We start from the raw sequence: 21926 nt of genomic DNA on the forward strand, positions 1-21926 counted from the left end.
GTTGGACGACGAGGCCCCCCACGTCTCTGTCCTGCTGAACGAGGTCGTCGCGGCCCTTGAGCCCGGACCCGGCAAGCGGATCGTCGACGGCACCTTCGGGGCCGGCGGCTATTCCCGCGCTCTGCTGGCGACCGGAGCCGAGGTCACCGCCTTCGACCGCGATCCCAGCGCCGCGCGGTTCGCGAGCGGGCTTGGCGACCGGTTCCGGCTGATCGAGGCCACCTTCTCCCAGATGGATGAGGAACTGGGCGAGGCCAGCGTCGACGGTGTGGCTCTGGACCTGGGCGTCTCCTCCATGCAGATCGACGAGGCCGAGCGCGGATTCTCGTTCATGCGCGACGGTCCTCTGGACATGCGCATGGGCGCCGACGGCCCCACCGCCGCCGACCTGGTCAACACCGCCGAGCCGGCCGAGCTGGCGCGGATCTTCTGGGTCTATGGCGAGGAGCGGGAGTCGCGCCGGATCGCGCGGGCCATCGTCCGGCGCCGCGAGACCGAACCCTTCACCCGCACCCTGGACCTGGCCGAACACATCGAGCGGGCCCTGGGCGGACGCCGGGGCGCCAAGGTGCATCCGGCCACGCGGGCCTTCCAGGGTCTGCGGATCGCCGTGAACGACGAACTGGCCGAGCTCGAGGCGGGCCTGGTGGCCGCCGAGCACGTGCTGAAGGCCGGTGGCCGCCTGGCCGTGGTCACCTTCCACTCGCTCGAGGACCGGATCGTCAAGGCGTTCTTCACCCTGCGGGCCGGCAAGACCCCGGGCGGCTCGCGCCACGCGCCCCCGGTCGAGATCAAGGCCACGCCCAGTTTCGATCTGCTGTTCAACGGCGCCCGCGCCCCGTCCGAGGACGAGGTCCGGGCCAATCCGCGCGCCCGTTCGGCCAAGTTGCGCGCGGCGGTTCGCACCGAGGCCCCGGTCTGGAGGGAAGCCGCATGAGTGTCTTCAGTCGCAAGATCAGAGGATTCCGCCTGATCGACGTAGTCGCCGCCGGCCTGTTGGTGGCGATCATCCTGTCGGTCTACCTGGCCAAGACCATCGCCGGGCGCGAGCGCACCGAGATCGCCATGGTGGAGAAGCAGATCGACGCCGAGCGCGACCGCATCCGCCTGCTGCAGGCCGAGGTCGCCCACCTGGAGCAGCCCTCGCGCATCGAAAAGCTCTCGACCGCGCACCTGGGCATGGCGCCCACCATCGCCAAGAACGAGATCACCCCTGAGAAGCTGGGCGAGATCGTCCTGGCCGCCCATCTGAAGAGCGCCGCGGCGGCTGCGGCCGCCGCCCCCGCGCCGGTCGAAATGGCCGCGCCCGCCCCGTCCGATCCGGCGACGACGCCGACCCAGGTCGCCCACGTCGCGGCCCCGGACCTCAACCAATGACCCTGGCCCATCCCTCGTTCCAGCCGCCGGGCTGGCGGTGGCTTAAGGCCCAGGTCTGGGGCCTGGAGCATGCCTTCGAGCGCGCCAAGGCCGCCGGCAAGGCCGAGGACGACACCCGAATCCGCATCTTCTTCGTCCTGGCCCTGTTCACGGCCAGCTTCGTGACCCTGGCCATCGGCGCGACCCGCAGCGCGGTGCTCTCGGGCCTGGGCGCGGGCGCGGGCCTGTCGGGGGCGGTGGGCGCGGCGCGCGCCGACATCGTCGATCGCAACGGCTCCATGCTCGCCGCCGACCTGCTGCACTACGGAGTTTACATCGATCCCCGCGAGATCTGGGACACCGTCGAGACGCGCCGGGCCCTGACGGCGGCCCTGCCGAACCTGTCGGTGGCGCGGCTGGAGAAGTCGCTGCGTGGCGACCGCCGGACCTTCCTGGTGGGCGCGCTCACCCCGGAAACCCGCGCCCGCATCCACGCGCTGGGCCTGCCGGGCGTCACCTTCGAGCGCGAGCAGCGCCGGGTCTATCCGCTGGGCCAGACCGCGGCGCACCTGATCGGCTTCTCAGACACCGGCGGCCAGGGCCTGGCCGGGGCGGAGTTCGCCCTGAACGACCTGGTCCGCAACAACGCGGCCTCCAAGACCTCGGTCCCGCTCTCCATCGACCTGCGGGTCCAGGCGGCGCTGGAGGACGAGCTGTTCAAGGCGGCCACCGCCCATCAGGTGAAGGGCGCGGTGGGCATCATCACTAATGTCCACACCGGCGAGATCCTGGGGGTGGCGAGCTATCCGACCTACGACGCCAACCAGGCCGGCAAGAGCGATCCGGAAGCGCTGAAGAACCGCGCGGCGGCCTCGGTGTATGAGATGGGCTCGACCTTCAAGGTGTTCACGGTGGCGCTCGGCCTGGACTCGGGGGCCGCGACCCTGGCCTCGACCTTCGACGCGCGCACGCCGCTGACCATGAACGGCCGGACGATCCACGACTATCACGCCGAGAACAAGGTGATGACGGTCGCCGACATCTTCATGCACTCGTCGAATATCGGCACCACCAAGCTGGCCCTGCAGGCCGGGTCGGACACGGTCCAGAAGTACTACAAGGCCTTCGGGCTGACCAAGGCGACGCCGGTCGAGCTGCGCGAGAGCGCCAAACCGATCGTCCCGCGCCGCTGGGACGACAACGACGTAGCCTCGACCTCGTTCGGGCACGCCATCTCGGTGTCGCCCCTGGCGGTAGCCGCGGGCATGGGGTCGATCCTCAACGGCGGCACCTATGTGCCGCTGACCATCCATCCGGTGAAGCCCGGCTTCCGGCCCAAAGGCACGCGCTCGGTGTCGGAGGAGACGTCGCGGGCCATGCTGGACCTGATGCGGGTCAATGTGGTGCGCGGCACCGGGGGCAAGGCCAATGCGCCGGGCATGCGGGTGGGCGGCAAGACCGGATCCGCCGAGAAGGTGATCAACGGCCGCTATGCCCGCAGCACCCTGGTCTCGTCCTTCGCCGCGGTGTTCCCGACCGACGGGCCGCTGGAGGCCGACCGCTATTTCGTGCTGATCCTGATGGACGAACCCAAGGGCACGCCGGAGACCTACGGCTTCGCCACTGGCGGCTGGACGGCGGCGCCGGCGGTGGGCCGGGTGATCGACCGGGTCGGTCCGTTCCTGGGCGTCACGCGGCGTGAGGACGTGGCCGTCCCCGCGCCCGCCGAAGCTACCGCCGCGGCCCTGGCGAACGAACGCTGATGAGCCGGCGACTGTCAGACCTGGTGAAGCGGGAGGTCGGCGCCGACCCGGAGATCACGGGCGTGACCGCCGACAGCCGCAAGGTGCGTCCGGGATATCTGTTCGCCGCCCTGCCGGGCTCCACGGTCGACGGCCGGACGTTCGCGGCCAAGGCCGTGGCGGCCGGCGCCGTGGCGGTGCTTTCGGGCGAGGACATTCCGGATCTCGGCGTTCCCGTGATCGTCAGCTCAGATCCGCGCCGGGCCTACGCCCTGGCCGCCCGCGCCTTCTGGGGCGTCCAGCCGCCGGTGGTGGTGGCGGTGACCGGCACCAACGGCAAGACCTCGGTCGCCGCCTTCTGCCGCCAGATCTTCAACCAGCTCGGCCACAAGGCCGCCAGCATGGGCACCCTGGGCGTCCGCGCCACGGGGCCGGGACTGGATGTGCAGCTCACCCCGCCGACGGGCCTGACGACGCCGGACGCCGCCGACGTGGCCGAGCTGATGGCCAAGCTCGCCGACCTGGGCGTGACGCACCTGGCGCTGGAGGCCTCCTCCCACGGGGTGGACCAGCGCCGCCTGGACGGCGCGGACCTGACCGTCGCCGGCTTCCTGAACCTGACCCAGGACCATCTCGACTATCACGGCACCATGGGCGTCTACCGCGAGGCCAAGCTGCGGCTGTTCAACGCCCTGTTGCCGCGCGGCGCGACCGCCGTGCTGAACAGCGATTCCGACGCCTATGAGGCCTTCGCTGGCGCGGCCGTCACTTGCGGCCAGAGCGTGATGTCGGTGGGCGCGGCCGGGCAGGGGCTGACCCTGTTGGCGCGAACGCCGACCCCGGAAGGCCAGGCGCTGAAGATCGGCTGCAAGGGCGAGATCTATGACGTGCGCCTGCCGCTGGTCGGCGGATACCAGGCCTCGAACGTCCTGGTGGCCGCCGGGCTCTGCATCGCCGCGGGCGAGGATCCGGCGCTGGTGATGTCGGCGCTGGAGACCCTGGAGGGCGCGCCGGGCCGGTTGCAGCACATCGGGGCCGGACCGCGCGGCGGCGAGGCCTATGTCGACTATGCCCACACGCCAGACGGCCTGGAGACGGTGCTGCGGGCCCTGCGGCCGCATGTCGAGGGCCGGCTCATCGTGGTGTTCGGCGCCGGCGGCGACCGCGACAAGGCCAAGCGGCCCCTGATGGGCGCGGCCGCCTCGGGCCATGCCGACATCGCTATCGTCACCGACGACAATCCCCGCAGCGAGGATCCCGCCGAGATCCGCGCTCAGGTCCTGGCCGGCGCGCCGGGCGCGCGGGAGATCGGCGACCGCCGCAAGGCCATCCAGGCCGCCACGGCCCTGATGACCCGGGGCGACGTCCTGGTGGTGGCCGGCAAGGGCCACGAGCAGGGCCAGACCATCGCCGGGGTCGTGCATCCGTTCGACGACGTGACCGAGGTCGCCACAGCCCTGGAGCCGATACGTGGCTGAGCCGCTCTGGACCTCCGAGGAGATCGCCGCGGCCGTGGGCGGACGCCTGGCCGGCGCCCCGTTCAAGGTGAACGGCGTTTCGATCGACACCCGCTCCATCGAGCAGGGCGACCTGTTCGTCGCCCTGGCCGGGGTGCGCGACGGCCATGAGTTCGTCGGCCAGGCCCTGGCGGCCGGCGCCTCCGGGTCGCTGGCGTCGCAGGCGGTCGAAGGTTCGAGCGTCGTCGTAGGTGACACGCTCATGGCTTTGGAAATGCTGGGAGAAGCCGCCCGGACACGCGCACCTCAGGTCCAGCGCGGCGCGGTCACCGGCTCGGTCGGCAAGACCAGCGTCACCCAGGCGGTGCGCGCGGGCCTGATGCTGGCCGGCAGGGGCCATTCCTCGGTCAAGAGCTATAACAACCATATCGGCGTGCCGCTGACCCTGGCGCGCATGCCGCGCGACACCGAGCGCGCAGTGTTCGAGATCGGCATGAACCACGCCGGCGAGATCGCGCCGTTGTCGCGCTTCGTACGGCCCCACGCCGTGGCCATCACCACCGTGGGCCCGGTCCATGTGGAGAACTTCCCGGACGGGGAGGCGGGCGTGGCCCGCGCCAAGGCCGAGATCTTCGCCGGCATCGAGCCGGGCGGCGTGGCGGTGCTGAACGCCGACAACAAGTGGTTCGACATGCTGGCCGCCGAGGCCCGCAAGGCCGGCGCCACGGTGCGCACCTTCGGCGCGGGCGAGGCCTGCGACGCCCGGCTGATCGATTTCCAGCCCGAGGCCGGACGCGCGATCGTCCGCGCCCGCCTGAACGGCAAGGTCCTGGACTTCCCGATCCTGCAGACCGGCTTCCACTGGGGCCCCAACAGCATGGCCGTGCTGCTGATGCTGGAGGCCCTGGACGTGGATCTGGATGTCGGCCTGGCGGCGCTGGGCGGCTTCGAGCCCCTGGCCGGTCGCGGGGCCGAACGGGACATCGCCCTGGCCGCCGGCGCCTTCACCCTGATCGACGAGAGCTACAACGCCAACCCGATCTCCATGGCCGCGGCCTTCGCCTCGCTGGGCGCGCGCAAGCCTTCGGGGCGGCGGATCGTCGCGCTGACCGACATGCTGGAACTGGGCCCTGACGGCCCCGCTTTCCACGCCGGCCTGGCCGAACCGCTGGCCCGCGCCGAGGTCGACCTGGTGTTTTGCGCGGGTCCCCTGATGAAATCGCTCTGGGACGCCCTTCCGTCGACTCGGCGCGGCGGCTACGCCGATACAGCGGCTGAGTTGGGGCCACTGGTCGCCCAGGCCGCAGAGCCTGGCGATCTGGTGATGGTCAAGGGTTCGAACGGCTCGAAGGCCGGCGCGGTGGCTGCCGCGCTGAGCCTGCTCGATGTGCGTTCCGGGGAGGCGGGCTGATGCTCTATTGGCTGTATGAGCAGCTCTCGGCCGGTGGGCATATCCCGGTCCTCAACCTGCTGAAATATCTTACGTTCCGCACCGGCATGGCGCTGTTCACGGCGCAGCTGGTGGTGGTGTTGCTGGGGTCGCGCTTCATCCGCTTCATGCAGGCCAAGCAAGGCAAGGGTCAGCCGATCCGCGCCGACGGCATCGAACGCCACGTGATCGAGAAGGCCGGCACCCCCACCATGGGCGGGGTGATGATCCTGGCGGGACTGCTGATCGGCACCCTGCTGTGGGCCGACCTGAGCAATGTCTACATCTGGGCGGTGCTGCTGGTGACCGCCGGCTACGGCGCCCTGGGCTTCCTCGACGACTACGCCAAGGTCACCAAGCAAACCACCGAGGGCGTGTCGGGCCGGGTGCGACTGATCCTCGAGCTGCTCATCGCGACCGCGGCGATCACCCTGATCATCCTCTTCGGGAGCAACCCGCCGGAGTCGCCGAACCTCTCGACCTCGATCGCCTTCCCGATCTTCAAGCAACTGGTCATCGACCTGGGCTGGTTCTACCTGGCGTTCGGCGCCTTCATCATCGTCGGCGGCGGCAACGGGGTGAACTTCACCGACGGGCTGGACGGCTTGGCCATCGTGCCGGTGATGATCGCCGCGGCCGCTTTCGGCCTGATCGCCTACCTGGTCGGCAACTACGTCTTCTCCCAGTACCTGCAACTCCATTTCGTCCCCGGCGTGGGGGAGGCGGCGGTCTATTGCGGGGCCATGATCGGCGCCGGCCTGGGCTTCCTCTGGTACAACGCCCCGCCGGCCAAGATCTTCATGGGCGACACCGGCTCCCTGGCGCTCGGCGGCGGCATCGGCGCGGTGGCGGTGGCCACCAAGCACGAGATCGTGCTGGGCCTGATCGGCGGCCTCTTCGTGCTGGAGACGCTGTCGGTGATGATCCAGGTCATCTATTTCCGGATGACCGGAAAGCGGGTCTTCCTGATGGCCCCGATCCACCACCATTTCGAGAAGCTCGGCTGGTCGGAGTCCACCGTGGTGATCCGTTTCTGGATCATCTCCCTGATGCTGGCCGTCCTCGGACTGGCCACGTTGAAGCTGCGGTAGGGGAGGGCTCGCACAGGTCATGATCCCGGTCCGCGGCTTCGAAGGCAGGACGGTGGCGGTGTTCGGCCTGGCCCGAACGGGCCTGGCGGCCGCGCACGCCCTGCTGGCCGGAGGGGCCGAGGTCGCGCTGTGGGACGAGCGTCCCGAAGGTCGCGCCGCGGCCCAGGCGCTGGGCCTGCCGCTGGTCGACCTGACCACCGCCGACTGGTCGAAGTTCGCCGCCCTCATGCTGTCGCCCGGCGTGCCGCTGACCCATCCGGCGCCGCACTGGACCGTGGACCGCGCCAGGGCCCACGACGTCGAGATCGTCGGCGACATGGAGCTGTTCGCCCGCGCCGTGAACGCCGCGCCCGAGCACAAGCGCCCGAAGGTCGTGGCCATCACCGGCACCAACGGCAAGTCGACCACCACCGCCCTGATCGGCCACATCTGCGCCAGCGCCGGACGTGACACCCGCATCGGCGGCAATATCGGCGTGGGCGTGCTGGGGCTGGACGACATGCACGGCGGGGCCGTCTACGTCCTGGAGATGAGCTCCTACCAGCTCGACCTGACCCACAGCCTCAAGCCCGACGTCGCGGTGCTGCTGAACATCTCGCCCGACCACCTGGAGCGCCACGGCGGCATGGAGGGCTATGTGGCCGCCAAGCGCCGGGTGCTGCTGAACCAGGGCAAGGGCGACACCGCGGTGATCGGGGTGGACGATCCCTGGGGCCAGCGGATCTGCACCGAGATCACCGCCGCCAACCGCCGCACCATCGTGCCGATCTCCGCCTCCAAGGCCATGGGCCGCGGGGTCTACGCCCTGCAGGGCCTGCTCTATGACGCCACCGGGGAACGTGCGATCGAGATCGCCGATCTGCTGCGCGCCCGCTCCCTGCCGGGTCGGCACAACTGGCAGAACGCCGCGGCCGCCTACGCCGCGGTGCGGGGCCTGGGCGTCTCGCCCCAGGAAGCGGCCGAGGGGCTGATGACCTTCCCGGGCCTGGTGCACCGTATGGAGACCGTGGGCCAGGTGGGCCGCGTGCGCTTCGTCAACGACAGCAAGGCCACCAACACCGACGCCGCCCGCCAGGCCATGTCCAGCTATCCGAAGTTCTACTGGATCGCCGGCGGCGAGCCCAAGACCGGCGGCATCGACAGCCTGACCGACCTCTTCCCGCGCATCGAGAAGGCCTACCTGATCGGCGCGGCTCAGAGCGCCTTCGCCAAGACCCTGAAGGGCAAGGCCGAGATCGCCGAGTGCGGCACCATCGAGGCGGCCACCGCCATGGCCTATGCCGACGCGGCGGCCACTGGCCAGGACGCCATCGTCCTGCTGTCCCCGGCCTGCGCCTCCTTCGACCAGTTCGCCGACTTCGAGGCGCGCGGCGAGGCGTTTCGCGGCGCAGTGATGGGCCTGGCCCAGCCCACGGCCAAGGGCGCGCGAGCCTAGGTCACGGGCGGAAGCGCCGCAGGCGTAAGGCGGCGGCGGTTAAGAAGATTTAACCATGAACAGGTCTTCTGCAGGATACGGAAGGCCGCATGCGAACCGCCTCGATGGACCCGCGATGAAACCCACCCAAGCCCACGCATTCGCCCGAAGCGACAGGTCGCAGATGGGCGTATGGTGGTGGACCACCGATCGCTGGATGCTGGGCGCCGTGGCCGCGCTGATCGCGGTGGGCGTGCTGATGTCCTTCGCCGCCAGCCCGGCGGCGGCGGCGCGGCTCAACATCGGCGACCCGTTCCACTTCGCCGTGCGCCAGTGCGTATTCGCCGTTGCCGGGGCGGGCATCCTGATCGCCACCTCCATGCTGGATGGCCGCGGAGTGCGTCGGGCGGCGTTCTTCGTCTATCTGATCGCCATCGCCATCATGATCGCCCTGCCGTTCATGGGCCATTCGGCCAAGGGGGCGACCCGGTGGATCAGCATCGCCGGCTTTACCCTGCAGCCGTCGGAATTCATGAAACCGGCCCTGATCGTGCTGGTCTCCTGGATGTTCTCCGAGGGCCAGAAGGGCCAGGGGGTGCCCGGCGTCTCCATCGCCTTCGCGCTCTATTTCCTCTCGGTCGGCCTGCTGCTGATCCAGCCCGATGTGGGCCAGACAGTGCTGATCACCGTGGCCTTTGGCGCCGCCTTCTGGATGGCTGGCGTGCCGCTGTCCTGGGTGATGCTGTTGGGCGGGGTGGCGGTCGTGGGTCTCTCGTCGACCTATTTCCTGTTCCCGCACGTGGCCAGCCGGGTCGATCGGTTCCTGAGCCCCGAGCGCGCGGACACCTTCCAGGTGGACCGGGCGGCCGAGGCGATCGCCGGGGGCGGCCTGTTCGGGCGCGGCCCGGGGGAGGGCGTGCTGAAGAAGAACATCCCCGACGCCCACACCGACTTCATTTATTCGGTGGCGGCCGAGGAGTACGGCCTGATCTTCTCGCTGCTGCTGATCTCGGTCTTCTCGTTCATCGTGGTGCGCGGGCTCTACAAGTCGATGAAGCTGTCGGACCCCTTCGAGCAGGTGGCGGCCGCGGGCCTGTTCGTGCTGGTGGGCCAGCAGGCCTTCATCAACATCGCGGTGAACCTGAACATGATCCCGACCAAGGGCATGACCTTGCCGTTCATTTCCAGCGGCGGCTCCTCCATGCTCGCGATCAGCCTGACCCTGGGCATGGCCCTGGCGCTCACCCGCCGCAGGCCGGGCGCCTATTCCCAGACCGAAGGCCTCGCCAAGGCCGGCGCCTTCGCCTAAACGCTGAGCCATGGGCAAGATCGCCGTCGTCGCCGCCGGGGGGACCGGAGGCCACCTGTTTCCCGCTCAGGCCCTGGCCGAGGCGCTGATCGCGCGCGGTTGGCGGATCGTGCTGGCCAGCGACGAGCGGGTGGCGGCCTTCGCCGAGAGCTTCCCGGCCGAGGAGCGCATCGGCCTGTCGGCCCGCACCTACAAGCCCCGCGACCCGGTGAGCATGGCCTTGGCCGGGGTCTCGATCGTCCGCGGCGTCATGCAGGCGCGCAAGGCCTTCGCCCGCATCGATCCCGACGTGGTGGTGGGTTTCGGCGGCTATCCCTCGGTTCCGGGCCTGCTGGCCGGGATCACCCAGGGCCGGCCGACCGTGATCCACGAGCAGAACGCGGTCATGGGCCGCGCCAACCGCCAGTTGGCCAACCATGTCCGCGCCGTGGCCTGCGCCTTTCCGGTGCTGCAGAAGGCGCCGGAGAAGGTGGCCAAGAGCGCCGTGGTCGTGGGCAATCCCATGCGGCCCGAGATCCGGGCCCTGGCCGAGGTTCCCTATGTCGGGCCCACGGCGGATGGTCCGATCCGCGTGCTGATCACTGGCGGGAGCCAGGGCGCGCGGCTGCTCTCCGAACTGCTGCCCGAGGCGATCCTAAAGCTGCCTGAGGCTCTGCGTCGCCGCTTGAAGGTGCAACAGCAGACCCGGTCTGAGTCCATGGACAACGCCCGGCGGATCTACGCCAATGCCATGGTGGAGGCCGAGATCGCGCCGTTCTTCCGCGACATGGCCGGCCGGTTGCGCGACGCCCACCTGGTGATCGGCCGCTCGGGCGCGGGCACGGTCTGCGAGCTCGCGGTGGCCGGCAAGCCCGCCATCCTGATCCCTCTGGCCATAGCGCTGGACGATGACCAGGGCCAGAACGCCCGTGTGCTGGCCGAGGCCGGCGGGGCCGAGGTGGCGCGCGAGAGCCAGCTCACCGTCGACGTCATGACCTCGGCGCTTGAGAAGTTGCTGACCAATCCCGAGCGCCTGGTCCGCATGGCGGCCGGGTCGCGCTCCGTCGCCAAACCCGACGCCGCCGAACGGCTGGCCGATCTTGTTGAGAAGACCGCCGCGAAACGATGAACAAGCGTCCAGTCCCTTTCGCCCTCGGCCCCGTCCACTTCATCGGCATCGGTGGGATCGGCATGAGCGGCATCGCCGAGATCATGCTGCGCATCGGCTACACAGTGCAGGGCTCCGACGCCAAGGCCAGCGCCAACACCGAGCGCCTGGAGAAGCTGGGCGCCAAGGTGTTCATCGGCCAGGACCCGAGCAACGTCGAAGGCGCCTCGGCCATCGTCTATTCGACGGCGATCAAGGCCGACAATCCTGAGATGGTCGCCGCGCGCGAGAAGCGCCTGCCGCTGGTCCATCGCGGCGAGATGCTGGCCGAACTGACCCGCCATCAGTTCTCCGTCGCCGTCGCCGGCACCCACGGCAAGACCACCACCACCTCGATGGTCGCGGCCCTGCTGGACGCCGGCGGCCTGGACCCCACGGTTATCAACGGCGGGATCATCAACGCCTATGGCGCCAACGCCAAGGTGGGCGAGGGCGACTGGATGGTCGTCGAGGCCGACGAGAGCGACGGGACCTTCCTGCGGCTACGGTCCACCTGCGGGATCGTCACCAATATCGACCCCGAGCACCTCGACTACTACGGTGACTTCGAAACGGCGAAGAAGGCGTTCCAGACCTTCGTCGAAGGCGTGCCCTTCTACGGCTTCGCCGCGGTCTGCACCGACCATCCCGAGGTCCAGGCCATGGCCGCCCGGGTGGTGAATCGCCGGCTGATCGCCTACGGAACCAACCCCCAGGCCGAGGTCCGCGCCGAGAAGATCGCCATGGGGCCCGACGGTTCGCGCTTCGACGCCGTCTTCGCGCCCCAGGACGGCGAGGTCACCCGGCTGAACGACCTCCACATGCCGATGGCGGGCCAGCACAATGTGCTGAACGCCCTGGGCGCCATCGCCGTCGCCCGGGAGCTGGGCGTGTCGGGCGACGACATCCGCAAGGGCCTGGCCGGCTTCGGCGGGGTGAAGCGCCGCTTCACCACCACAGGCGTGGCGGGCGGCGTCCGGGTCATCGACGACTATGGCCACCATCCGGTGGAGATTTCCTCGGTGCTGAAGGCGGCCCGGGCGGTGACCAATGGGCGGGTGATCGCCGTGGTCCAGCCGCATCGGTATTCGCGCCTGCACGACCTGTTCGCCGAGTTCTGCGGTTGCTTCAACGACGCCGACACGGTGATCGTCGCCGATGTCTACACCGCCGGGGAGAGCCCCATCGAGGGCGCGAGCCGCGACGCCCTGGTCGAGGGCCTGCGCCGCTTTGGCCACAGGCGGGCGCTGCCGCTGGAAAGCCCCGCCGCCCTGCCGCGCCTGGTGGCGGAGGAGGCGAGGGACGGCGATCTGGTGGTCTGCCTCGGGGCCGGCGACATCACCGCGTGGGCCAACGCCCTACCAGGGCAGCTAGAGGCCCTGGCCAAGTGAGCTGGCGCGACAGGCTGCCGGCGGTTCGTGGCGTCATCCTCAAGGACGAGCCGCTCGCGCCTTTTACCTGGTTCCGGGTGGGCGGACCGGCGGACGTGATCTTCCTGCCGCAGGATGAGGACGACCTGGCGGCTTTCCTGAAGGACCTGGACCCCGCCGTGCCGGTCACGCCCATCGGCGTGGGATCCAACACCCTGGTCCGCGATGGCGGCGTCGAGGGCGTGGTGGTGCGGCTGGGCAAGGCGTTCGGCAAGGTCGAGCCGCGCGGCGGCGACCGGATCTACGCCGGCGCGGCTGTCCCCGATGCGGTGCTGGCGCGTGAGGCGGGCAAGGCAGGGATCTCGGGGCTGGAGTTCTATCGCGGCGTGCCGGGCTCGATCGGCGGGGCCACGGTGATGAACGCCGGCTGCTACGGCGCCGAGACCAGGGACGTGCTGGTCGAGGCCTACGCCGTCACCCGGACGGGAGAGCGCGCGACCTTCAGCAACGACCAGATGGGTTTCACCTACCGCAAGTCCGCCAAGGCCGCGGAGGGCGGGCTGATCTTCACCGGCGCCCTGTTCGAAGGCCACCCGGACGATCCGGCGGCCATCGAGGCCCGCATGGCCGAGATCACCGCGCGGCGCGAGACCACCCAGCCGATCCGCGAGAAGACCGGCGGCTCGACCTTCAAGAATCCGCCCGGCCAATCGTCGTGGAAGCTGGTCGACGCGGCCGGCTGGCGCGGCAAGCCCCATGGCGGGGCCATGTTCTCGCCCCTGCACGCCAACTTCCTGATCAACACCGGGGAAGCCACCGCGGCCGATCTGGAAGGCCTGGGCGAGGCGGTGCGCGCCGACGTGAAGGCCAAGCTTGGAATCGAGCTGGAATGGGAAATCAAGCGCATCGGCCGCCCCAAGGCCTGACGCCGGGCCGACTGATCCTCGTCAAGCACGGCCAGCCGGTCATCGCGCCCGAAATACCCCGGTCCCAGTGGGCGCTGTCGGCGGAGGGCCGCGAGGCGGCCGTCGCCCTGGCCGGAAGGCTCGCCGCCTTCAGCCCGCGGGCCCTGTTCGCCAGCTCCGAGCCCAAGGCCTACGACACCGGCCAGGCCATGGGGCAGGTGCTGGGTCTGACCGTTCAGCGCGATGCGGACCTTCACGAGCACCGCGCCGACCACAATCGCTTCATCACCACGCCGGGCGGGATCGAGGCCCTGATCGAGGCCGCCCTGCGCAACCCCGATCGCCTGGTGATGGGCGAGGAGACCGGCGCCAGCGCCCGCGCGCGGTTCGCCGGGGCGATGGCGCGGGTCGCCGCGTCAGGGGAGGGGACCAAGGTGGTTGTCGCCCACGGCCGGATCATCACCTTCTGGCTCAGCGCGCGGCTGGGCTTCGATCCCGTGCCGTTCTGGCGGCGCCTGGGCCTGGGGTCGGCGGCGGTGTTGACCGAAGACGGTTCGGGATTCGACATCCTCGACCCCTGAAACGAAAAACGCCGCCGATCCTGCGATCGGCGGCGTTCAATTCGTGGAAAGCTTGGTCGTGGAAAGCGCGGCGCCCTAGATGGCGACGAAGGCGTTGCGGCGGCGCGCGCTGCGAACCATCGAGCCCACCGCGCCGAAGCCGACTATCATCATGGCCCAGGTCGAGGGCTCAGGCACCGCGGAGGTGATCATGCTGACCTCGGCCATCACGCCCGCCTTGTTGTCGTAGGCGCGCTCTTCCTTGTGGCACTTCTTTTTCTTCTTCCAGCCGCTGGTCACGCAGACTTCTTCATAGCCGCTTTCCTTGGTCAGGAAGTTGGTCACGAAGTCCGTACCCACCAGGAAGCCCGCGATTTCCAAGGTGTAGGTGTCGGCGCCCACCGTGAACATGTTGTTCAGGGAGTTGGAGTTCACCGTCACATTGTCGGAGCAGCCGAACTTGTTGTTGGAGTCGCCCGAAACGCCGCCGTAGGCGCAAGCCCCGCCGGCGCCGCCGGCGTTCGGCGTTTCGTGGTGAGTAAAGAAGAAGTCGAAGGTCTTGGTGCCGATCAGGTCGCCGTCGACGGTGATGTCGGCGGTGAAGGCCAGCTTGATCGAGGTCAGCGAGGCGCCGGTGATCGGCCAGTTGTTGTGCTGGAACTCACCGATCTGGAAGGGGCCGGCGCTGTCGCCATCACCCAAGTCAGGCGTCACCGCGCCCGCGCCGGTGAACTTGTAGCTACTCTGGTGGTAGCCGCCGGCGGCCGTGCCATTGCCCCAGCTGGCCGTCGAGGTGGGATCGCCGTTGGCGATGGTGATGCCGGCGACGGGCGTCGAATCGCTCCACGAGCCCTTCACGTTGCTGAACACGACCACGCCAGCGGCGGCCGGCGTCACGGCGGCGGCGGAAACCGCGACCAGGGCCGCGGCTGCTATCGCCAGGTTGCGCGAATTCGACTTGAAACCCATAACGATAGTCCCCCTCGCGCCGAACCGCCGCGCAGTCTTCGGTACAACCTTAACCATTTCTTAATAGACATTCAAGTTGGGTGAATCGGCTGGATGCTGATCTCGACTTGGGGAATGCGCGAGATCTCAAGGTCATCGAGAGTGTTCGCGCTCAAAACACCAGACAGGCGAAGAATTCACCGGTCAGTTGTACGAACTTGAGTTCGCCGCCTCCCGACGGGCGATCAGAGCACCTTCTCAGTCGCCACCAGGCGGACGCTGGCCGTGGCCCGAGCAAGCAGCCCGCCGTCCTCGTCCATCAGGCGCGCCTCGACGAAGCCCACGGTCTTGCCGAGCTGCAACACCTGGCCTTCGCCGAACAGGCGGCCCACCTTGGCCGGCCTGAGGAACGTGACGTTCATGTCGATGGTGGCCGTATAGAGCGCGCCCTCGGTATGGGCGAAGACAGCCGGACCCATGGTGTCGTCCAGCATGGCGGCCAGGAACCCACCCTGGATGAAGCCGGCGGGATTGCGGAACTCCGGCCGGGCCTCGAAGCCCAGGCGGATCCAGCCGTCGGCCGGGCGGGCGTCCACGACCCGCCAGCCGAGCAGCAGGGCGCAGGGCGGCGTGGGCAGGCGATCGAGGGCGGTTGCGACGAGCATGGCGGTCTCCGGTTGCGAGGCCATGTTGCGCGCGCCCTGGCGCCAACGTGCTGTCAGCAACACGGAGACTTCGATCGCGGGCGTCTTGACAGGACTCCGCGCGTGGCGCACCCGCCGGGCATGCGCATTGCTCTGTTCGCGGTCGCGGCCGCCATCCTCGCCGCGGCGGCCCCGGCCCAGGCCGCCGACCTCGCCCCAACCGCCGCCGCGCTTCGCGACAAGGCGCTCGCCGACCCCACGGCCTGGGCCGTGGCCGAGTCCCTGACCACGGAGATCGGGGCGCGCCCTCAGGGCTCGCCCGCCATGGACCGCGCCCGCGACTGGGGCGTCGAGAAGCTGACGAGCCTCGGCTTCGTCAACGTCCATGTGGAGACCTTCGAGACCACCTCGTGGCTTCGCGGCGCGGAGTCGGCGGAGATCGTCTCGCCTTATCCGCAGAAGCTGCAGATCCTGGGCCTCGGCCGCTCGACGCCCACCCCGCCCGGCGGGATCGAAGCGGAGGTCGTGCTGTTCAAGAGCCTGGCCGAGCTGATGGCCCAACCCCCCGGATCGCTCAAGGGCAAGATCGCCGTGGTGACCCAGGCCATGCGCCGAACCCAGGGCATCGAAGGCTATGGCTCCGGGGTCCTACCCCGCGTCATCGGCGGATCCGAGGCCGCCAAGCGCGGTGCGGTGGCCTTCCTGGTCCGCTCCGTGTCCACCGACGACACCCGCCTGCCGCACACCGGCGGCGGCGGGGCGACGGCGGGCATCCCGATGGCGGCTCTGTCCACGCCTGACGCCGACCTGCTGGAGCGCATGGTCACCCGCGGCCAGCCGGTGCGGATCAAGCTATCCATGGACTCGACCTTCCGCGAGAAGGCCCCGGCCTACAACGTGGTCGGCGAGATCCGGGGCCGCGAGGCCCCGGACGAGGTGGTGATCGTCGGCGGTCACCTGGATTCCTGGGATCCAGGCACGGGCGCGGTCGACGACGCCGCGGGCATCGCCATCACCACCGCCGCGGCCAAGCTGGCGGGCGCCGAACGGCCGCGCCGCACGATCCGCGTGGTGATGTGGGGCGCAGAGGAACAGGGCGGTTCGGGCGACGCCTACGCCGCCGCACACAAGGACGAAGCCGGCAAGATCGTCGTCGTCGGAGAGAGCGACCTGGGCGCGGGCGAGGTCTACAACGCCAAGCTGCCCAAGGGCGGCCTGGGTCACCCGGCCATGCAGGCCTTCGCCGCGGCGGTGACGCCGCTGAAGGCCATCGTCTCGCGGCAACCGGCGGCCGAGGGCGGGTCCGACACCGACGGCCTGCGGGCCCTGGGCGTTCCGGTGACCGAGTTCAACCAGGACGCCGGTCGCTATTTCGACCTGCACCACTCGGCCGACGACACCCTGGACAAGATCGACCCCAAGGAACTGGCGCAGAACGTCGCCGTTTGGACCGCGTTCATCTACACGGTCGCCGACAGCGACATCGACTTCCGCAAGACCGCCAAGGAGGCCAAATGAGCAAGCCTCTCGCCGGCCGCCATGTGGCCCTACTGATGGGTGGGTTGTCCTCCGAGCGGGAGGTCAGCCTGGTCTCCGGCCGCGAGTGCGGCGACGCCCTGGAACGGCTGGGCGCCAAGGTCACCCGCGTCGACGCCGGGCGCGACCTGGCCCAGGTCCTGGCCAGGCTGAAGCCCGACGTCTGCTTCAACGCCCTGCACGGGGAATGGGGTGAGGACGGCTGCGTCCAGGGCGTCCTGGAGACGCTTGGCCTGCGCTACACCCACTCCGGGGTGCTGGCCTCGGCGCTGGCCATGGACAAGGCCAAGTCCAAGGCGGTGCTGGCCGCGGCCGGGGTGACCGTGCCGGCGGGCGGGCTGTTCAACCGCTTCGAGGCCGCCGCCGACCACGTCATGCCGCCGCCCTATGTGGTGAAGCCCAACGCCGAGGGTTCGTCGGTGGGCGTGTTCATCGTCCAGGATGGCGCCAACCGCCCGCCCCAGGAGATCGCCGCGCCCAGCTGGACCTTTGGTGAGGAGGTGATGATCGAGCCCTATATCCGCGGCCGGGAGCTGGCCGTGGCCGTGATGGACGGCAAGGCGATCACGGTGACGGACATAGTGCCGCGCTCAGGTTTCTACGACTACGAAGCCAAGTACCGGGACGGGGGGTCTGAGCACATCGTTCCAGCCCAAATTCCCTTGCACGCCTTCGAAAAGGCCCTGGAGCTGTCGGAGCGGGCCCATGCGGCGCTTGGTTGTCGAGGCGTTACCCGATCCGACCTTCGTTATGACGACATTAACGACATTCTGGTCCTTCTGGAGGTCAACACACAGCCCGGCATGACGCCCACTTCGCTCGTCCCCGAGCAGGCGGCGTCGAAGGGCGTGGACTTCGACCGTCTAGTGCTTTGGATCACGGAGGATGCTTATGCCCGCGGCGATGCGGGGGGGATCGCGAGCGTCAGCGAAACCCCGGGCCAAAGCGCCCCCTAGCACCAAGGCTCGACCCCAGCCCAAGAAGCAGGGGGCGTACGCCCCTGGAAAATTGAAGGCCGCCCGCGGCGTCGGCTTGTCGCCTGTAGTGGCGCTGGCCGCGTCGGCCTGCGTCCTGGCCCTGACGCTTGGCGCCACCCTGGCCACCGGCGGCCGGGCCCAGGCCCTGCACGCGGCGGTCAACGAGGCGGTGGGCACCGAGTTCGCCAGTATCGGGTTCAAGCTGAAGGCGGTGCACGTCCAGGGCGCCTCGGATATGGCCGCGCCGGACATCCTGAAGGCTGCGGGGGTCTACCAGGACCAGCCGCTGCTGGGCCTGAACCTGGAAGAGGTGCGCAAACGGGTCGAGGCTGTGGGCTGGGTGAAGGAGGCGCGCGTCGTGCGCCTGCTGCCCGACACCCTGGTGCTCGCCGTGGTCGAACGCCGCCAGCTCGCCGTCTGGCAGAGCGGCGGACGCAGCCGGGTGATCGACGAGACCGGCCGGGTGATCCCTGAAGCCGATCCTCGCCTGTTCGGCGCCCTGCCGCTGATCGTCGGCGCGGGCGCCAATGAGTTCGCCGCCCAGATCCTGCCGGAGGTGGCCGCCCGGCCGCGGCTGGCGGAGCGGCTGGAGGCCCTGGTGCGGGTCGACGGCCGCCGCTGGGACCTGCGGCTGAAGGACGGATCGCTGGTGCAACTGCCGGCGGTCGACGAGGGCGCGGCCCTGATCCAGCTCGAGCAGCTGGACCAGCGTTCGCGGATCCTGGAATTGGGTTTCGAGCGGATCGACCTGCGCGATCCGGCGACGGTGGCGATACGGCCGCGCGATGGCGCCCTTCCCGGGCAGCTCGTCGCCGGCGGCGCGTGATTGGATAGAGGGATTACGAGCTTGGCGACCCGAGTCGAGGACCGCAAGGACAGCCGCGAAGGCCTGAAGGCCGCGCTGAGCCGCCAACCCGTGGTGGCGGCCGTGGACCTGGGCGCGTCGAAGGTCACATGCTTCATCATGAAGCCCGACGGCGTGCGTCGAGGCGACCGCACCCTGACCGCCGCGGGCGTGGGCTATGTTCAGTCGCGCGGCGTGCGCGGAGGGGCCATCGTCAACCTGGATGAGGCCTCCGACGCCATCGCCCAAGCCGTTGAGCGGGCCGAGAACGTCGCCGGCGTGCAGGTCCAGGGCGTCACCGTCGCCACCGCCGGCGGCCAGCTCACCAGCCATCGCATCGCCGGCCGTGTCTCCATCGGCGCGCGCCCGATCTCCGACGCCGACCTGGTGCGCGCCATCCAGCACGCCCTGTCGCAGATCAAGATCCCCGGCCGCCGGGCCGCCCACATTCTACCGGTCGCCTGGTCGGTGGACGGCCAGGCGGCGATCCGCGATCCGCGCGCCATGTTCGGCCGCGCGCTGGGGGTCGAGCTGCTGGTCGTCTCGGTCAGCGAGGCCGTGTTCCAGACCCTGGGCGCCTGCGTCGAGCGCGCCCACCTCCAGTTCGAGGGCGTGGTCGCCGCGCCCTTCGCCTCGGCGCTCGCCGCCCTGGAAGAAGACGAGATGGACCTGGGCGCGGTCTGCATCGACATGGGCGGCGGCTCGACCTCCGCGGCCGTGTTCGCCGGCGGCAGCCTGATCCATGTCGAGACCCTGCCGGTGGGCGGCAGCCACGTGACCGCCGACATCGCCCGCGGGCTCTCCACCTCCATGGCCGGCGCCGAGCGGATTAAGACCCTGCACGGCTCGGCCATCGCCTCGGCCAACGAGGACCGCGAGATGATCGAGGCGCCGCCGCGCGGCGACGATCCGGGCGCGGGCCCGGTGATCGCGCCTCGTTCGCTGCTGAAGGGCATCATCGCCCCGCGCGTCGAAGAAACCCTGGAACTGCTGCGCGACCGGCTGAAGGCCTCCGGCGCTCCCGTCGAGGCTGGGGCTGGTCTCGTGCTGACCGGCGGCGCCAGCCAGCTGGCCGGCGTGCGCGAAGTGGCCGTCCGCGTCTTCGACCGTCCGGTGCGCCTGGGCCGTCCGCGCCGGGTGCCCCACCTGGCCGACGCAGCCTCGGGCCCGGCGTTCTGCGCCGCCGCGGGCGTCCTGCAACGCGCCGCTTTCGGGCCGCGCGAGGCTGTGTCGGCCAAGGCGCTCGCCTCAGCCAAGCTGCGCCGCGAACCGTTGGATCCGGGCGCCAACCCGGTGGCCAAGGCCGCCGCCTGGCTGCGCGAGAACCTCTAGCCCACCCTTTCCGAGAGCGCCGCCAGCCGCCGTCGTGCGACCGCATGGCCGCTTGCCCGCGGACCTGCGTTACGCCAATCCGACTGAAACGCTTGATTCAGCGGCGATTTCCGCTAAGTGATCGGCGTTCAGGAACGGGGAGTCTCCGATGGCGGACCAGCATTTCGATGTGGTGATCGTGGGCGCGGGCCTCTCGGGGATCGGTGCGGCCTACCATCTGCAGGCCAATTGCCCGGGCCGGACCTATGCGATCCTCGAGGGTCGCCAGGCCATCGGCGGGACCTGGGACCTGTTCCGCTACCCCGGCATCCGCTCTGACAGCGACATGTACACCCTGGGCTACGCCTTCAAGCCCTGGACCCAGGCCAAGGCCATCGCCGACGGGCCGTCGATCCTCGGCTATGTGCGCGAGACCGCGCGCGAGAACGACATCGATCGCCACGTCCGTTTCGGTTGCCAGGTGAAGCGCGCGGCCTGGTCCAGCGAGACATCGGCCTGGACGGTCGAGGCCGTGCGAGACGGGGAGGCGGTCCGCTACACCTGCAACTTCCTGTTCCTGTGCGGCGGCTACTACAGCTACGAGAACGGCTACACCCCGGACTTCCCGGGCGCCGAACGGTTCAAGGGGACCGTGGTCCATCCGCAGCAATGGCCGGAAGACCTGAACTACGCCGGCAAACGGGTGGTGGTGATCGGCTCCGGCGCCACCGCCGTCACCCTGGTCCCCGAGATGGCCAAGGACGCGGCGCACGTCACCATGCTGCAGCGTTCGCCGACCTACGTCGTCTCGCGACCCGCCGAGGACAAGATGGCCAACGACCTGCGCCGTTGGCTGCCGGCCAAGCTGGCCTACGCCATCGTGCGTTGGCGCAACGTGCTGTTCGGCATGTATTTCTACAACGCCACCCGCAAGAACCCGCAGGCCGCCAAGCAGCGGATCATCGGCATGGTGCGCCAGGAACTCGGCCCCGACTACGACGTCGATAAGCACTTCACGCCCAGCTACAATCCCTGGGACCAGCGCCTATGCCTGGTGCCGGACGCCGACCTGTTCCAGTCGATCAAGGCCGGGACCGCCTCGGTGGTCACCGACCATATCGAGACCTTCACCGAGACCGGCATCAAGCTGAAGTCGGGCGAGGAGTTGGCGGCCGACGTGATCGTCACCGCCACCGGCCTGGAGCTGAAGGCCCTGAACGGCCTGGAACTGAGCGTCGACGGCCAGCGCATCGATCCGGCCAGGACCATGAGCTACAAGGGCATGATGTACCGCGACGTGCCGAACCTGGCCTCGTCCTTCGGCTACACCAACGCCTCGTGGACGCTGAAGTGCGACCTGACCTGCGAGTATGTCTGCCGGCTGCTCAATCACATGACGAAGACGCGTACGAGCCAGTGCACGCCGCGTAACACTGACCCGACCGTTGGTGAGGAGCCGTGGCTGGACTTCACCTCGGGCTACGTCCAGCGGGCGATGGAGAAGTTCCCCAAGCAGGGCTCGAAGGCCCCGTGGAAGCTGCACCAGAACTACGCGCTCGACCTCATGAACCTGAAATACGCCACGGTGGACGACGGGGTCATGGAATTCGCCAAGCCGGCCCCCAGCACGGCGCGCCAGGCCGCCTAGCCCCGGCTGTATGTCCTGTGGACGTTCGCGGGCGACCCTGGGGACAATCGTGGGGACCGAGTGTGAGCCGCCGGAATGAGCGCGAGACGACGCGCCGAAACCACAAGCTTCACCGCAAGCTCTAGGTAGCGGTGACCATTTAGCTATTTGAGCCACAGCATGATGGCGGCGAGGGTGACGAAGCCCATGAAGGTGGACGCGAGCTTGTCGTATCGGGTTGCGATGCGCCGGAAGTGCTTGATGCGGCTGAAGAAGCGTT

General features: G+C 69.6%; 19 protein-coding genes and 1 pseudogene. 17 read left to right on the forward strand and 3 right to left on the reverse strand.

What is annotated here, in order from left to right:
- Position 1: 1 nt before the first annotated feature.
- From rsmH to Q8Q77_RS01610, 12 genes are all read left to right on the forward strand, one after another.
- The gene (gene rsmH / locus Q8Q77_RS01555; RefSeq protein WP_305580479.1) at positions 2 to 937 is read left to right on the forward strand and encodes a 16S rRNA (cytosine(1402)-N(4))-methyltransferase RsmH; all 936 of its coding nucleotides are present in this window, start codon (positions 2 to 4) and stop codon (positions 935 to 937) included.
- Positions 934 to 1377, forward strand: coding sequence for a cell division protein (locus tag Q8Q77_RS01560; RefSeq protein WP_305580481.1), 444 nt, complete (start codon positions 934 to 936; stop codon positions 1375 to 1377). The genes rsmH and Q8Q77_RS01560 overlap by 4 nt, the downstream gene beginning before the upstream one ends.
- Complete coding sequence (locus tag Q8Q77_RS01565; RefSeq protein ID WP_305580483.1) at positions 1374 to 3119, forward strand: penicillin-binding protein 2; 1746 nt, start codon at positions 1374 to 1376, stop codon at positions 3117 to 3119. Before Q8Q77_RS01560 ends, Q8Q77_RS01565 begins: the two co-directional genes overlap by 4 nt.
- Positions 3119 to 4576, forward strand: coding sequence for a UDP-N-acetylmuramoyl-L-alanyl-D-glutamate--2,6-diaminopimelate ligase (locus tag Q8Q77_RS01570; RefSeq protein ID WP_305580485.1), 1458 nt, complete (start codon positions 3119 to 3121; stop codon positions 4574 to 4576). The genes Q8Q77_RS01565 and Q8Q77_RS01570 overlap by 1 nt, the downstream gene beginning before the upstream one ends.
- The gene (gene murF, locus Q8Q77_RS01575; protein ID WP_305580487.1) at positions 4569 to 5966 is read left to right on the forward strand and encodes a UDP-N-acetylmuramoyl-tripeptide--D-alanyl-D-alanine ligase; all 1398 of its coding nucleotides are present in this window, start codon (positions 4569 to 4571) and stop codon (positions 5964 to 5966) included. Before Q8Q77_RS01570 ends, murF begins: the two co-directional genes overlap by 8 nt.
- Positions 5966 to 7075, forward strand: coding sequence for a phospho-N-acetylmuramoyl-pentapeptide-transferase (mraY, locus tag Q8Q77_RS01580; protein WP_305580489.1), 1110 nt, complete (start codon positions 5966 to 5968; stop codon positions 7073 to 7075). The genes murF and mraY overlap by 1 nt, the downstream gene beginning before the upstream one ends.
- Positions 7076 to 7094: 19 nt before the next feature.
- Complete coding sequence (gene murD / locus Q8Q77_RS01585) at positions 7095 to 8510, forward strand: UDP-N-acetylmuramoyl-L-alanine--D-glutamate ligase (protein ID WP_305580491.1); 1416 nt, start codon at positions 7095 to 7097, stop codon at positions 8508 to 8510.
- Between the two features lie 115 nt (positions 8511 to 8625).
- Positions 8626 to 9798 (forward strand): putative lipid II flippase FtsW, encoded by a 1173-nt coding sequence (gene ftsW, locus Q8Q77_RS01590; protein WP_305580493.1) that lies wholly within the window; start codon positions 8626 to 8628, stop codon positions 9796 to 9798.
- Positions 9799 to 9808: 10 nt separating this feature from the next.
- The gene (murG, locus tag Q8Q77_RS01595; protein WP_305580495.1) at positions 9809 to 10906 is read left to right on the forward strand and encodes an undecaprenyldiphospho-muramoylpentapeptide beta-N-acetylglucosaminyltransferase; all 1098 of its coding nucleotides are present in this window, start codon (positions 9809 to 9811) and stop codon (positions 10904 to 10906) included.
- The gene (murC, locus tag Q8Q77_RS01600; protein WP_305580497.1) at positions 10903 to 12315 is read left to right on the forward strand and encodes a UDP-N-acetylmuramate--L-alanine ligase; all 1413 of its coding nucleotides are present in this window, start codon (positions 10903 to 10905) and stop codon (positions 12313 to 12315) included. Before murG ends, murC begins: the two co-directional genes overlap by 4 nt.
- A complete protein-coding gene (murB, locus tag Q8Q77_RS01605; protein ID WP_305580499.1) occupies positions 12312 to 13220 on the forward strand; it encodes a UDP-N-acetylmuramate dehydrogenase in 909 nt (302 codons plus the stop codon). Before murC ends, murB begins: the two co-directional genes overlap by 4 nt.
- Positions 13184 to 13780 (forward strand): histidine phosphatase family protein, encoded by a 597-nt coding sequence (locus tag Q8Q77_RS01610; protein WP_305580501.1) that lies wholly within the window; start codon positions 13184 to 13186, stop codon positions 13778 to 13780. The genes murB and Q8Q77_RS01610 overlap by 37 nt, the downstream gene beginning before the upstream one ends.
- A 75-nt stretch (positions 13781 to 13855) precedes the next feature.
- Here Q8Q77_RS01610 and Q8Q77_RS01615 read toward each other — a convergent pair whose 3' ends face one another.
- Entirely contained in the window at positions 13856 to 14728 is an 873-nt protein-coding gene (locus tag Q8Q77_RS01615; protein WP_305580503.1) for a THxN family PEP-CTERM protein, read from the reverse strand.
- 224 nt (positions 14729 to 14952) lie between these two features.
- Positions 14953 to 15372, reverse strand: a complete 420-nt coding sequence (locus Q8Q77_RS01620; protein WP_305580505.1) for a PaaI family thioesterase — start codon at positions 15370 to 15372, stop codon at positions 14953 to 14955.
- A 102-nt stretch (positions 15373 to 15474) separates the two neighbouring features.
- Here Q8Q77_RS01620 and Q8Q77_RS01625 point away from each other — a divergent pair, with 102 nt between their 5' ends.
- The 5 genes from Q8Q77_RS01625 to Q8Q77_RS01645 all read left to right on the forward strand — a co-directional run bounded on the left by Q8Q77_RS01625 (position 15475) and on the right by Q8Q77_RS01645 (position 21667).
- Positions 15475 to 16869: a M20/M25/M40 family metallo-hydrolase gene (locus Q8Q77_RS01625; RefSeq protein ID WP_371130386.1), complete on the forward strand. Its 1395-nt coding sequence runs from the start codon at positions 15475 to 15477 to the stop codon at positions 16867 to 16869.
- Positions 16866 to 17843 (forward strand): D-alanine--D-alanine ligase, encoded by a 978-nt coding sequence (locus Q8Q77_RS01630; RefSeq protein ID WP_305580507.1) that lies wholly within the window; start codon positions 16866 to 16868, stop codon positions 17841 to 17843. The genes Q8Q77_RS01625 and Q8Q77_RS01630 overlap by 4 nt, the downstream gene beginning before the upstream one ends.
- Positions 17779 to 18690, forward strand: coding sequence for a cell division protein FtsQ/DivIB (locus Q8Q77_RS01635; RefSeq protein ID WP_305580509.1), 912 nt, complete (start codon positions 17779 to 17781; stop codon positions 18688 to 18690). The genes Q8Q77_RS01630 and Q8Q77_RS01635 overlap by 65 nt, the downstream gene beginning before the upstream one ends.
- Before the next feature lie 138 nt (positions 18691 to 18828).
- Positions 18829 to 20040, forward strand: coding sequence for a cell division protein FtsA (gene ftsA / locus Q8Q77_RS01640; RefSeq protein ID WP_371130387.1), 1212 nt, complete (start codon positions 18829 to 18831; stop codon positions 20038 to 20040).
- A gap of 148 nt (positions 20041 to 20188) precedes the next feature.
- On the forward strand, positions 20189 to 21667 hold the full coding sequence (locus Q8Q77_RS01645; RefSeq protein ID WP_305580513.1) for an NAD(P)/FAD-dependent oxidoreductase: 1479 nt from the start codon (positions 20189 to 20191) through the stop codon (positions 21665 to 21667).
- Between the two features lie 143 nt (positions 21668 to 21810).
- Here Q8Q77_RS01645 and Q8Q77_RS01650 read toward each other — a convergent pair.
- A pseudogene (locus Q8Q77_RS01650) lies at positions 21811 to 21926 on the reverse strand (IS5/IS1182 family transposase); the annotation flags it as partial.

The organism is Phenylobacterium sp., from assembly GCF_030698145.1.
Lineage (GTDB): Bacteria > Pseudomonadota > Alphaproteobacteria > Caulobacterales > Caulobacteraceae > Phenylobacterium.